General features: G+C 66.2%; 8 protein-coding genes. 4 read left to right on the top strand and 4 right to left on the bottom strand.

All coding sequences use genetic code 11. The annotated features are described in order from the left end of the window. Positions 1-75 precede the first annotated feature (75 nt). From GV002_RS16370 to cobB, 4 genes are all read left to right on the top strand, one after another. Positions 76-3,471: an ATP-binding protein gene (locus tag GV002_RS16370; RefSeq protein WP_160019402.1), complete on the top strand. Its 3,396-nt coding sequence runs from the start codon at positions 76-78 to the stop codon at positions 3,469-3,471. Then, positions 3,446-4,153: a response regulator gene (locus tag GV002_RS16365; protein ID WP_160019401.1), complete on the top strand. Its 708-nt coding sequence runs from the start codon at positions 3,446-3,448 to the stop codon at positions 4,151-4,153. Before GV002_RS16370 ends, GV002_RS16365 begins: the two co-directional genes overlap by 26 nt. 144 nt (positions 4,154-4,297) lie before the next feature. Continuing rightward, a complete protein-coding gene (locus GV002_RS16360; protein ID WP_160019400.1) occupies positions 4,298-4,603 on the top strand; it encodes a hypothetical protein in 306 nt (101 codons plus the stop codon). Positions 4,604-4,639: 36 nt separating this feature from the next. Beyond that, the gene (gene cobB / locus GV002_RS16355) at positions 4,640-5,347 is read left to right on the top strand and encodes a Sir2 family NAD+-dependent deacetylase (protein ID WP_160019399.1); all 708 of its coding nucleotides are present in this window, start codon (positions 4,640-4,642) and stop codon (positions 5,345-5,347) included. A gap of 118 nt (positions 5,348-5,465) precedes the next feature. Here the strand turns inward: cobB and GV002_RS16350 are convergent, their stop codons facing one another. From GV002_RS16350 to ptsP, 4 genes are all read right to left on the bottom strand, one after another. Beyond that, complete coding sequence (locus GV002_RS16350) at positions 5,466-7,640, bottom strand: hypothetical protein (RefSeq protein ID WP_160019398.1); 2,175 nt, start codon at positions 7,638-7,640, stop codon at positions 5,466-5,468. A 128-nt stretch (positions 7,641-7,768) separates the two neighbouring features. Continuing rightward, positions 7,769-9,496 carry a fructose-specific PTS transporter subunit EIIC gene (locus tag GV002_RS16345; RefSeq protein ID WP_160019397.1) on the bottom strand — a complete coding sequence of 576 codons (1,728 nt, stop codon included), beginning with the start codon at positions 9,494-9,496 and terminating at the stop codon, positions 7,769-7,771. A gap of 12 nt (positions 9,497-9,508) precedes the next feature. Next, positions 9,509-10,429: a 1-phosphofructokinase gene (gene pfkB, locus GV002_RS16340; RefSeq protein WP_160019396.1), complete on the bottom strand. Its 921-nt coding sequence runs from the start codon at positions 10,427-10,429 to the stop codon at positions 9,509-9,511. Then, positions 10,429-13,290 (bottom strand): phosphoenolpyruvate--protein phosphotransferase, encoded by a 2,862-nt coding sequence (gene ptsP / locus GV002_RS16335; RefSeq protein WP_160019395.1) that lies wholly within the window; start codon positions 13,288-13,290, stop codon positions 10,429-10,431. Before ptsP ends, pfkB begins: the two co-directional genes overlap by 1 nt. Positions 13,291-13,339: the final 49 nt, after the last annotated feature.

Below are 13,339 nucleotides of genomic sequence, written 5' to 3'. Positions count from 1 at the left end.
ATCGCCGGCAAGCCGGCTCCTACAGGAACGCGCGACAGGGACGGTCTTACCCGATAACGCCAGCAGGAATCGCCCGTGCAGCCAACCGGCACCCAGCGCATCATCAAGATCCGTCGCGACTACAACGCCTGGGTCGCCGACGAGACCATGGAGGATTACGCCCTGCGCTTCACGCCCAGGTCGTTCCGCAAATGGTCGGAACTGCGCATCGCCAACACCGCGCTCGGCGCCGTGTCGTTCCTCGCCCTGGAAGCCATCGGCGGCGCCCTGGCGCTGTCCTACGGCTTCACCAACACCCTGTGGGCGATCCTCGCGGTCAGCCTGGTGATCTTCCTCACCGGCCTACCGATCAGCTACTACGCCGCCCGCTCCGGCCTGGACATGGACCTGCTGACACGTGGCGCCGGTTTCGGCTACATCGGCTCGACCATCACCTCGCTGATCTACGCCAGCTTCACCTTCCTGTTCTTCGCCCTCGAAGCGGCGATCATGGCCCTGGCCCTGGAGCTGTACTTCGACATCCCGTTGGCCCTGGCCTATGTGATCTGCTCGATCATCATCATTCCGCTGGTGGCCTACGGCATCACCCTGATCAACCGCCTGCAGATGTGGACGCAGCCCGTGTGGCTGTTTCTGCTGGTGCTGCCCTATGTGTTCGTCATCGCCAAGAACCCCGAGGCACTATCGGACTGGACCAGCTTCGCCGGCCGTGAGGGCGACCCCGGCAGCTTCAACCTGCTGCACTTCGGCGCTGCCTGCACCGTCGCCCTGGCCCTGATCACGCAGATCGGCGAGCAGGTCGATTACCTGCGCTTTTTGCCGGAGAAAACTCGCGCCAACCGCGTGCGCTGGTGGACGGCGCTCCTCCTGGCAGGCCCTGGCTGGATCATCCCCGGCGCGCTGAAGATGCTCGCAGGCGCCTTCCTCGCCTTTCTCGCCCTGCAGCATGAAATTCCCATGGAGCGCGCGGCCGAGCCGACGCAGATGTACCTGGTGGCCTTCAACTACGTGTTCGCCTCGCCGCAATGGGCACTGGCGGCCATGGTGCTGTTCGTCATCGTCAGCCAGGTGAAGATCAACGTCACCAACGCTTATGCCGGCTCGCTGGCCTGGTCGAACTTCTTCGCCCGCATCACCCACAGCCATCCTGGTCGCGTGGTATGGCTGGTGTTCAACGTGGCCATCGCCCTGATGCTGATGGAGCTGGGCGTGTTCGAGGCGATCGAGGAAGTGCTCGGCCTCTACGCCAATATCGCCATCGCCTGGATCGGCGCGCTGGTGGCCGACCTGGTGATCAACAAGCCGCTGGGCCTGTCACCCAAGTACATCGAGTTCAAGCGCGCGCACCTCTACGACATCAACCCGGTGGGCGTCGGCGCCATGCTGATCGCCTCCCTGCTCTCGGTCCTCGCCCACGGCGGCCTGTTCGGCGCCCTGGCGCAAGCGGCCTCACCGGCCGTCGCGCTGTGCTCGGCATTTTTGTTGGCACCGCTGTTGGCCTGGCTCACCGGCGGGCGTTACTACATTGCCCGCGAACGCCAGCCGCACCTGCTTTATCCCCACACAGAGGCCGGCCAGGTGCAGTGCGGTCTGTGCAACAACCGTTTCGAAGAACCAGACACCGCACACTGCCCCGCCTATGGCGCACCGATCTGCTCACTGTGCTGCTCGCTCGACGCGCGCTGCGAGGATCGCTGCAAACCCAGAGCCCGCCTGAGCGATCAGCTCGACGACTTCATCGGCTGGCTCTTCCCGCGCGTCTCCATCCCGCGCCTGCACAGCCGTCTGGCGCAATACCTGGGCCTGCTATGCCTGCTGGTACTGATGCTGTTCGGCGCACTGGCGTTGATCTACAGCCAGGTGTCGCTAAGCCTGCTGACACAGGAGCCGGAAGTCCGCCAGACACTGTTCCAGGCTTTCCTCAAGGCCTTCCTGACGCTCTCGCTATTCGCCGCCATGCTCGCCTGGTGGCTGGTGCTGACCCGCGAAAGCCGACGTGTGGCGCAAGAGGAATCGGACCGTCAGACCCTGCTGCTGATGCAGGAGATCGAAGCCCACCGCAAGACCGACGAAGCCCTGCAGCAGGCCAAGGAAGCCGCCGAATCGGCCAATGCGGCGAAGAGCCGCTACGTCACCGGGCTGTCGCACGAGCTGCGTACACCACTCAACAGCATCCTTGGCTACACCCAGATCCTGCAGCGCGACGCGGCCATGCAGAACCAGCACAAGGATGCCCTGGCCACCATCCTGCGCAGTGGCTCGCACTTGCTGTCTTTGATCGATGGCCTGCTCGACGTGGCCAAGATCGAGGCCGGCAAACTGCACCTGGAACTGGCGGAAATACCCTTTCCGGAGTTCATCGACCAGATCGAGCGCATGTTCACCCCGCAGGCGGCCGAGAAAGGCCTGCGCTTTCGCCTCGAATGCATCGGCCGCATGCCGGCAGTAGTGCGCGGCGACGAGAAACGCGTGCGGCAGATTCTGATCAACCTGCTGGGCAACGCCGTGCGCTTTACCGAGCGCGGCGAAGTACGTCTGCGCGTCGGCTACATGCGCGAGACAGCCACCTTCGAGATCATCGACACTGGTATTGGCATCGCCCCGGAGCAGATCGAGCGGATCTTCCAGCCCTTCGAACGCGGCGACCTGATTCGCCAGGACAACGGTGTAGGCCTCGGCCTGACCATCACGCGCATGCTCACTTCGCTGATGGGCGGCGAGCTCTCCGTACACAGCCAAGCCGGCCAGGGCACGTGCTTTCAGGTGCGCCTGTTCCTCTCCGAAGTACGGGTGCCGCAGGCGGTGGTGCATGTCGAGCACGACATCACCGGCTACCAGGGCGAGCGCAGGCTGATCCTGGTGGTGGACGATCACCTCGAACATCGCCGCGTGCTGGCCGGCATGCTCGAACCGCTGGGTTTCGAGGTGATCCAGGCAGCCAGTGGCCAGGAAGCGATTCGCCAGGTGGCGCTGCACAACCCGGCGTTGATCCTGATGGACCTGTCCATGCCGCAGATGGACGGCTGGGAAACCACTCGCCTGATTCGCCGCAACACACGCTGCCAGGCGCCGATCATCGTGATCTCCGCCAATGCTTTCACCGACGACCGCGAACGCAGCGTCGCCGCTGCCTGCGACGACTACCTGGCCAAACCGGTGTACACCCCGCAGTTGCTGGAGCGCATTCAGCACCAGCTCGGCCTGACATGGCTGCGCCGCACTCAGGAGCAGTTGCCGCAGCCTGCAGCCATCACATTGCCGGGCAGCGACGACCTGCAGGCGCTGCGCGAACTGGGCGCTCTGGGTTACGTGCGCGGCATCCAGAGACGCCTGGACGATATCGACCAGCGCGACCCGGCCTGCGCGGGCTTCACCGCCGCCTTGCGCCTACTGGTGAAGAACTTCCAGCTCGATGAATTCAACCGCCAACTGAAGGAGGCCGAACATGAATGCGCCGCTCCACCAGTCTGAGTCGTACTCGCCCGCCAGCCTGTCGGCCGAGCGCGGCATCATCCTCATCGTCGACGACACACCGGACAACCTCGCGCTGCTCTCCGACGCTCTCGACGACGCCGGCTACATGGTGCTGGTAGCGCTGGACGGCGCAAGCGCTTTGGGCCGCATCCAGCGACGCAGGCCCGACCTGATCCTGCTCGACGCGATGATGCCGGGGATGGATGGTTTCGAGACCTGCCGGCGAATCAAGGCCGAGCCGAGCAGCGCCGATATCCCGGTGCTGTTCATGACCGCACTGACCGACAGCGAGCACGTGGTGCAGGGCTTCGAGGCTGGCGGTATCGACTACGTGACCAAGCCGATCAACCCCGAGGAAGTGCTCGCCCGCGTCGCCTCGCATTTGCGCACCGCGCGCATTCTGCAGGCTGCACGTGCGGCGTCGAGACCAGTCAACCTCAGCCTCGATGATGCCCCGGCGCATGCCAAGCTATCGGCGCGCTTCCAGCTCACCGAGCGTGAAGTACAGGTGCTACGTTGGGTAGCCTGTGGCAAGACCAACCGCGACATCGGCGACATCCTCGGCCTCAGCCCACGCACAGTGAACAAGCATCTGGAGCACGTGTACGTGAAGCTGGGCGTGGAAACCCGCACCGCCGCCGCCTCGGTGGCGCTGGCGGCAATGAGCGAACGGGGATGAGACCCAGAGCACGCCAACAATGATCGAACCGGCGGGTTATGCCGCCCTATACCCCTGAGCAAACCGAGCACAGATGCCAGTATCCGATAGCCGAAGCGTCCCCCAACCGCTACTCTCGTGCTTTCGACTACAGGAGTTCTCGATATGCGCGTAGCCCTTCTCTCACTGCTATTAGTCACAGGCCTTGCTCAAGCTGGAGTGCTGGTCAACTCGACGGTATGGGTCGTTGCACTCAAGTGCAGCGGCTACCAACAGTGCTATGCGTCCAGCAACGGCTCCTACACCGGCAACCTCAATGGTGCGCGACGCTTTGACGATGCCGCTTCAGCCGAACGTTTTATCAGCAGCTTCACCAGCAGCATTCGCGACAAGAGCCCCCAGATTCAATCCATCGTTGAGCAGGTGTGCGTACAGCCAGCTGACAACCGCACCAACGGCAAGCCCTGCTGAAGCGCCGCACCTAGTGGGATCTGCTTCGGAGCCAACATGCCCCATCCCAATATCGTCATCCTCACTGGCGCCGGCATCTCCGCCGAGAGCGGAATCCGCACCTTCCGCGCCGCCGACGGCCTCTGGGAAGACCACCGCATCGAAGAGGTGGCCACGCCCGAAGGCTTCGCTCGCAACCCGACACTGGTGCAACGTTTCTACGACATGCGCCGCGCGCAGTTGCGCGACCCGGCCATAGCACCCAATGCCGGGCACCTGGCCCTGGCCGAGCTGGAGGCTGGTTGGCAGGGCGAGTTCCTGCTGGTCACGCAGAACGTCGACAACCTGCACGAACGCGCCGGTTCCAAACGCCTGCTGCACATGCATGGTGAGTTGCAATCGATGCTCTGCAGCAACAGCCAGCAGCGTTTTCCATTGCTGGAGGACATGCCTGTCACGCAGCCCTGCACATGCTGCGGGCTGGTCGGCACCTTACGCCCGGATATTGTCTGGTTCGGCGAGATGCCCTATCACATGGAGCGCATCTACGATGCGCTGGAGCAGTGCGAGCTGTTCGTCAGCATCGGCACCTCGGGGCACGTCTACCCGGCGGCTGGTTTCGTCGAACAGGCACGTCGCGCGGGCGCGCATACGCTGGAGATCAATCTGGAGCCGAGCCAGGGCCATTCGCTGTTCGCGGAAAAACGCTACGGCCCGGCTACCGAACAGCTACCGCGCTGGGTGGCGGAGCTGTTGACGAGCTAAGAGCCACAGACCTTGTAGGAGCCAGCTTGCTGGCGATCAGCGTCATGCAGGATCGCCGGCAAGCCGGCTCCTACAACAACGCTAGGAGCCCGCGGGGCGCGGCCCCTACAGTTGTCCCTCAGCCAGCCGCGGCGTCGACAGGCGCAGCCGCTTCGGCCGGCACCTCTGGCTCCGGGCTGAACACGCCGTTGCTCCAGGCGTAGTAACCCAGGCCCAGCGCCAGCAGCAACGCCAGTATCCAGGGCCACACCAGCGATTTGTTGGCATAGGGATCGCGCAATGCACGGTCGCTGCCCTCGGGCAGTTCCGCCATCTGCGTGAGCGCGGTGCCGAAGGGAATGCTGATGCGCGCCTGGGCATTCACCGCCCAGCCGTTGCCATCGAGGATCGGCCCCAGGCTGCGACGACGCAGCTTGAACCAGGCCAGCAGCATGGCCGGGCCGGAAATGGCCAGCAGCACGCAGAGCAGTAGCAGCGGAACCTGCCACAAGGCCAACGACAGAATCCCTGTGACCACCGCCGCCAGCGCCGTGCCCAGGGCGCCGACCGCCAGGCCGATGGCCGCGAAGATACCGGCAAACTTGGCGATATCGAAGGCCGGGGTAGGCGTGGCGGCTGCCCCGGTTTCGCCGACCTTGGCTGCGGTCTTGCTGACCATGTCGGCGTCGCGACTGGCCGCAAGCTTCTGCACCTGATCGGATACCAGCTTGGAAACGCGTCGATACGGCGACCAGAACGCTTCGCGAATGCTGATCGCGTGCTGTACCACCTTGACCACGGTGGCATCCCAGTCGTTGCCCTCGCGGTCATAGAACAGGCCGTGGCGCCCTGCCTGCAGATCACCCTCGCCACCGGCAGTCACCGCCACCACGATATTCAGGCTTTCCTTGCCCCGCACCGGCTCACCGCGACGGGTGCAGGCGCAGTAGAGCAGGAAGCAGTCGCTGGCCGCCGCTACCTTGGCGTGGGCCTCGACGTTGTCGACCTCGACCACCAGCTCGCAGCTCTTGCCGTCGATGTAGAGCACGCCCGCCTGGAACACGGCCTTTTCCTGACGCGAATAGAACGCCTGGAAAGAGACGAAGTTACGAAGCAGCATGACCAGGCCGTGACGCAGGCGAATCAACTTGTCCAGCTCGACCAGCCCGTCCGCCGCTTCGGCCACGGTCTTGTCCTCCTCCACCAGCGCCAGCAGACACGCTTCGGCGCCCTGCTCCACCAGCTCGAGAATGCGTCCGCGCTCAAGCACGTCGGCAATCGCCACGTTCGGCGTCTCGGCGCGCCAGGCCAGGTAGTTGCCGCACAGCGCGACCAGATGCTGCCACTGCTCGCGCGACAGGCTGTCCTGCTCGCCATACACCGGCACCACCACGCGCTGACGGAACGCGTCGATGGCGGGCTGCCAGGCCGGGTTGAGACTCTTGCTCAGCGGCAGCTCGTCGCCATGCTGCACAGTTGCCAGGGGCAGGCCAGCCACTTCACCGGCATCCGCCAGCGACAAGGATGCCAGACGCACCAGTTCCTCTTCCCTGGCGTTCATCAGGGCGGCGGCGCGCGGGTCGAACTCGGCCATGGCCACGCGGGTGAAGTAATCGTCGATCTTGGCGCGCACGGCGCTCAGCGCCTCGACGGCGGCCACGGTACCCTCACCGAACGCATCCAGCCCCTGCTCGGCGGCACGCGCATGCCAGGCGTGCAGCTGACGCGCCTGATCGAAGAAGGTGGTGATCTGTTCGGCACCGATGGCCGGCTCGCCACTGCGGTCGGTCTGCGCACCCAGGCTGGCGATGATGTCGGCGATGGCGGCCTTGAGCTCGGCATCGTCGGTAAAGGTCGCCGGTACCAGGCCGTCGCCGTTGGCCTCATGCGGCGGGAACAGCTTCGCCAGATCAGCGGTATCGGCAGGCGTCAGGCTCTCGCCATCGGGCCGACCGAGCACGCCCAGCAGGCGCTGCGCAGCCAGACGTAGCCGCGCACCCACGGCATCGTCGGTGAGCGATGACAACTGCAGCGGACCGTCATGGAACAGCACGGCAGGGTCGACCAGGCGCGCCAGCGTCCAATCGACCACATCGAGCATTTCCGGGGCGCGGATACGACCGTCATTGTTCAGGTCGATGTACTGCAGCATGCGCCGATCCAGCTCCAGGTTGTTCACCGGGCAGGCCAGGCTGGCCCAGAGTTTCTGGTCCAGGCTGCGCAAGGCGGCGAGGTCGGCAGGCGTTTCCAGTTGCACCTGATCGAAGCCGCCGGCACGGAAGAAGCGCCAGCGATGCGCGAGAGCTTGAGTCATCTACAGAAGGTCCTTTCTTTGTGAGGGCGACTGCGCCACGAAGCCAACCGAGGGCTGTCGCAGCGTATACAGACTCTTACTTGCCCGGCCTGTTCAGCTCAGTGTAACCGAGGCTACGAACCCTGCGCTTATTGCGTCACGACCACCATCGGCTGCGCCTCGGGCTGTTTGATCAGCGCATAGAGCACCCCAGTCACCAGGCTGCCGGCGACGATGGCGAGCAGGTACAGCAGCGCGTGATTGATGGCATTGGGGATCAGCAGCACGAACAGACCGCCGTGCGGCGCCATCAGCTTGCAGCCGAAGTACATCGACAGCGCGCCGGTCAGCGCACCACCGGCAATACTGGCCGGGATCACCCGCAGCGGGTCCTTGGCGGCGAAGGGAATCGCCCCTTCGGAGATGAAGCACAGCCCCAGCACCCCGGCTGCCTTGCCGGCCTGGCGCTCGCTCTGGGCGAACTTGCGCCGCGCCAGCACGGTGGCAATGGCCATGCCGATGGGCGGCACCATGCCGGCTGCCATGGTCGCCGCCATCGGTGCATAACTGCTCGACGCCAGCAGGCCGACGGAAAAGGCATAGGCCGCCTTGTTGATCGGCCCGCCGAGATCGACGCACATCATGCCGCCGAGCAACACGCCCAGCAGGATCGCATTGGTGCTGCCCATGCCATCGAGAAAGGCGGTGAGTCCCGCCAGCATGCCCGCCACCGGACTGCCGACCAGATAGATCATCACCAGCCCGGTGAACAGGCTGGCCACCAGCGGGATGATCAGAATCGGTTTGAGCGCCTCGACGCTGGCCGGCAGGCGCACCCAGTGGGCGATGGCCTTGGCCGAATAGCCGGCAAGGAAACCGGCGATGATGCCGCCGATGAAGCCGGCGTCCAGCGAACTGGCCAGCAGCCCGCCGATCATCCCCGGTGCCAGGCCCGGGCGGTCGGCGATGGAATAGGCAATGTAGCCGGCCAGCAGTGGCACCATCAGTTGAAAGGCGCTCTCGCCGCCAATCTTCATCAGCGCGGCGGCCAGGGTGCCCTCCTCCTTGAATGCCTCGATACCGAAGACGAACGAGAGGGCGATCAACAGACCGCCCGCCACCACCATCGGCAGCATGTAGGACACGCCAGTGAGCAGGTGCGTGTAGGGGCCGGTTTTCTCGCCACTACTGGCGACGGCCTTGCCCTCGGCAGGCGTGGCTTCACTCAGCGGTCGCGCCTCGCTGAGCGCCCGTTCGAGCGTCTGTTGCGGCTGTTTCAGTGCCACGCCGGTGCCGCAGCGGTAGACCTTCTTGCCGGTGAAACGGCTGGTATCCACCTCGATATCGGTGGCCAGCAGCACGGCATCGGCCGCAGCGATGGCGACATCGTCGAGCAGGTTGCGCGCACCGACCGAGCCGCGGGTTTCCACCTGCAGCTCGATGCCCATGCGCAGCGCCGCCTGCTGCAGCGCCTCGGCAGCCATGAAGGTATGCGCCACACCGGTCGGGCAGGCGGTCACAGCGACCAGTCGGCGACGACTGCCCGCAGCAGGCTCGCTGCTTTCGCCATAGGGCTGAGCGCGCTCGGCGGCGTCACGCAGAAAACGCTGCGGGTCGGCCAATGCCTCGGCCGGTGTGGCCTGCAGCAGGCGCTTGCCGGCAAAGCGCGCCAACGGCAGCTCACCGGTCTTGACCACCAGCACCCAGTCGGCAGCGGCGATTTCGGCTTCGCTCAGCGGGGAGCCAATGGCACGCGCGTCATGCACCTCGACACGGGTTTGCCAGCCCAGGCGCTCGGCCGCAGCCTGCAACAGGCGCGAACACAGCACGCTGGTGACCTGGCCATTGGGGCAGGCAGTGACGATCAGCAGATTCATGGTGGGTGCCTCTTATTGTTCTAAAGGCTGCAGTTGCACGGCCGCTTCGAGACGGGCCAACTGCTCGCGATCATGGATACCAAAGCCGATCTGGGTGACCGCCTGCGCCGCCACCGCCGTGGCCAGACGCAAGGTACGCTCAGCCGGCCAGCCTTCGAGCAGGCCATGCAGGCTGGCCGCCAGCAGCGAGTCGCCGGCACCGACCGTGCTGGCGACTTCGACGCGCGGCGGTACGGCGCGCAGGGCGATGTCCGGCCCATGCCAGTCGACGCCCTCTGCACCACGCGACAGCAGTACATGCTCGATGCCCTGCGCGCGCAGTGTCTGCACGGCAGCAGAAAGGTCGCTGCCGCACACCTCGGCCAGCTCTTGCTCGTTGGGTTTGATCAGCCAGGGCGCGACGCCCAGGGCCGCTTGCAGGGCCGCACCACTGCTGTCTACCGCCAGCGGTACGCCGCTGGCCCTGATGCGCCGCAACAGACCGGCGAACCACTGCGGGGTGACGCCACGTGGCAGGCTGCCGGCGACCACCACGGCGTCATGCCCGGCGAGCAGCGGCTCCAGCTCGGCCTCCAGGCGTTGCAGGTGCTCGGCCTCGACCTGCGGGCCGGGACCGTTGAGGTCGGTGATGCAGCCATCGGCCTCGGCCAGCTTGATATTGCTGCGCGTCTCGCCCGGCACGCGGACGAACAGGTCGTGAAAACCACGCTTGTGTATCAGGTTCTCGAACGGCGCGGCATTGGCGCGGCCGAGAAAGCCACCCACGCTCAAGGTATGGCCAAGATCGGCCAGCACCTGGGCGACGTTCAGGCCCTTGCCGGCGGCGTGGCTGCGCAGCTCATGGCAGCGGTTGATCGCGCCGGGCTGCAAGCGGTCGAGACGCAGGGTCAGGTCCAGCGCCGGGTTCAGGGTCAGGGTCAGGATTCGGGCCATCAGTGCATCTCCGCCACCAGCGCGCGCACGGCGCTGGCGCTGTCCAGGGTCAGGGCGCGGTCGGCCAGGGTTCGCGCCTGGCGGCTGTCCAGCTCACGCACGCGCGCCTTGACCAGGGCAATCGAACGCGGCGTGACGCTCAGTTCGTCCACGCCGAGGCCAACCAGCAGCGGCACGGCCAGGCGGTCGCTGGCCAGTTCGCCGCAGATGCCGACCCACTTGCCCTGTGCATGGGCAGCGGTCACGGTCATCTCGATCAGGCGCAGCACGGCCGGGTGCAAGCCATCGGCCTGCGCCGACAGCTGCGGATGGCCACGGTCGATGGCCAGGCAGTACTGAGTCAGGTCATTGGTGCCGATACTGAAGAAGTCCACCTCGCGCGCCAGCACCGGCGCCAGCAGCGCCGCCGAGGGCACTTCGATCATGATGCCAACTTGCAGGTCGCGCACGTCGATCTCTTCGCGCAGGCGCTGCACCATGTCACGCGCCGCACGCCACTCCTCCACCGAACCGACCATGGGGAACATGATCCGCAGCGGGCGGCCATCGGCCGAGGCAAGCAAGGCGCGCAACTGGGTTTCCAGAATGTCCGGGCGCTGCAGGCTCAGGCGAATGCCACGCACACCCAGGAAAGGATTTTCTTCGGCCGGCATCGGCCAGTACGGCAGGGGTTTGTCGCCGCCAACATCCAGCGTGCGCACCACCAGCGGGCGCCCATCCAGCGCATCGAGCACGCGCCTGTACTCGCGCTCCTGCGCAGCGTGATCCGGCGCCTGGGCATGCTCCATGAACACCAGCTCGGTGCGCAGCAGGCCCACGGCTTCCGCGCCCAGTTCCACGGCGTCGGCGGTTTCGCCGCTGGCGCCGATATTGGCGGCCACTTCCACACGCACGCCATCGCGCGTCTGCGCATCGTTGAAGCGCTTGGCATGCGCCTGCTCGCGACGCTGCTGCGCCGTCTCACGTTCATGCAGCGCCTGGTCGCGCTCGGCCGCATCCGGAGCGATGCGCAGCAGGCCGCTGTCGCCATCGAGCAGCAGCGGCGTACCTTGCGCCAGCGCCAGCACGCCATCGCCGGCACCAACCACGGCGGGAATCCCCAGGGCGCGGGCAATGATCGCACTGTGCGCGGTGGCGCCACCCTGGGCGGTCAGGATGCCGGCCACACGCTGACGGTCGAGACCGGCGACGTCCGACGGCACGACTTCAGCCATCACCAGGATGTAGGGCTCGTTCGGCTCGCTGAGCAGCTCGATGCCACACAGATGGGCAAGTACACGGTTGCCGATATCACGCAGGTCAGCCGCCCGCTCGGCCAGCAATGGATCATGCAGCGCTTCCTGACGCTTGGCAGCTGCCTCGACTTCGACCTGCCAGGCTGCTTCGGCGCTTGCACCCTTGCCCAGGCGCGCCTCGACGTCTTCGCGCAGCGCCGGATCGGCGAGCATGGCCAGGTGGGCACTGAAGATTTCCCGGATGCTCGCCACACCGGCGCCATCGACCAGGCGCTGGATCTGCGCAGCGACAGCAGTCAGGGCTGCATCCAGGCGCGCGCGCTCCTGCTCGACACCCTGGCCTTGCTCAGCGAAATGAAACGCCGGCGGCGTGCGCACCAACGCCGGGCCGATGGCGATGCCGGGCGAGGCACCGACCGCCTGCAGACGGCTACCGGCAACGGGAGCAACCGCTTCGACAGGTTCCAGCTGCGCAGCGACTTCGGGCAGCGCGTAGCTCAGCGGCTCGACCGTTTCACCCAGGCCACTTTCCAGCGCGGCGCGAATGGCCGGCAGTGCACTGTCGGCAATCGCCGGTTCGGCGCTGAATTCGAGCATCTGACCACGCCGCGCGCCCAACGCCAGCAGGCGGCTGAGGCTCTTGGCCGAGACCCCGGCGCCCGTGTCACCGAGCAGGCGCACGCGGGTCTCACCGGCGAAGCCCTGTGCCAGCTCGCTCAGCGCCTTGGCCGGGCGCGCATGCAGACCATGGGCATTGAGCAGCGGCACGCTGAGGCTGGGCCAGTCCGGCGGCACCTCACCGCCCAGCGCCTCGATCACCTGGCGGCTGTCGCTGGCTTCGCTGAACGCGGCCGCGCGACCACCGATCAGCACATCGCACAACCGCTCCAACGCCTGACGGTGCGCCTCGCCCTGGCTGGCCAGGCAGAACAGACCGCGCAGCGCCTCACCGCGAAAAGTCAGCGGCTGCGCTGGCGTAACGAAGGCCAGGCCGGGCCGCTCGACGCTGGCCTCGCTGTGCAGCCACCACAGACCATCGCCCAACGGCAGCGGCTCGCCCCGCGCCAGCCCGAGGGCGAAGCCGCTGCGGGCACAGCCGGCCTGGCGCAACAGGCGCGCGCCCTGCCAGAGCAATTCATCGAAGTCTTCAGCCGGCTGCGCCAGCGCCACCAGTTGACCGTCCAGCGCCAGCGCCTGCGGTGCGCCCTGCAGCAGTTCGAGTATCTGCGCCGGCTCGCGGGCTTCGCGCAGCGCCTGGCTCAGATCGCCTTCGCCCAGGGCGCGGGTCAGCAATTGCAGCAGGTGCAGGTGTTCGTCGGATTGCGCGGCAATGGCGATGGCCAGGTAGACCTGCTGGCCGTTGCCCCAGTCCACGCCCGCGGGGAACTGGATCAGGCTGACGCCGGTGCGCAGCACCTCATCGCGGGTCTGCGGTGTGCCATGGGGAATGGCGATGCCCTGGCCGAGAAAGGTCGAACCCTGAGCTTCGCGTGCCTGCAGGCCTTCGAGGTAAGCCGCAGTGGCCAGGCCGGCACTGGCCAGCGCATCGCCGAGCATGGCCAGGGCTTCGCCCTTGTTCGCCGCCGCCCGGCCCATCTGGATTTGGCTGGCATCGAGTTCGAGCATGGTGGTCTCCGGCTTATTGTTTTGGCTAAGACTAGTCGATGAATCACAT

This window comes from Pseudomonas sp. 8O, assembly GCF_902506495.1.
GTDB classification, from domain to species: domain Bacteria; phylum Pseudomonadota; class Gammaproteobacteria; order Pseudomonadales; family Pseudomonadaceae; genus Aquipseudomonas; species Aquipseudomonas chaetocerotis.
The sequence above is the reverse complement of the archived record's forward strand: the minus strand, read 5'-3'. Positions and strand labels throughout refer to the sequence as shown.

Excerpts from the sequence above, each read along its gene's own strand:
- GV002_RS16365 (WP_160019401.1), top strand. The coding sequence starts at position 3,446 with ATGAATGCGCCGCTCCACCAGTCTGAGTCGTACTCGCCCGCCAGCCTG.
- GV002_RS16360 (WP_160019400.1), top strand. The coding sequence starts at position 4,298 with ATGCGCGTAGCCCTTCTCTCACTGCTATTAGTCACAGGCCTTGCTCAA.
- cobB (WP_160019399.1), top strand. The coding sequence starts at position 4,640 with ATGCCCCATCCCAATATCGTCATCCTCACTGGCGCCGGCATCTCCGCC.
- pfkB (WP_160019396.1), bottom strand. The coding sequence starts at position 10,429 with ATGGCCCGAATCCTGACCCTGACCCTGAACCCGGCGCTGGACCTGACC.
- GV002_RS16345 (WP_160019397.1), bottom strand. The coding sequence starts at position 9,496 with ATGAATCTGCTGATCGTCACTGCCTGCCCCAATGGCCAGGTCACCAGC.
- ptsP (WP_160019395.1), bottom strand. The coding sequence starts at position 13,290 with ATGCTCGAACTCGATGCCAGCCAAATCCAGATGGGCCGGGCGGCGGCG.
- GV002_RS16350 (WP_160019398.1), bottom strand. The coding sequence starts at position 7,640 with ATGACTCAAGCTCTCGCGCATCGCTGGCGCTTCTTCCGTGCCGGCGGC.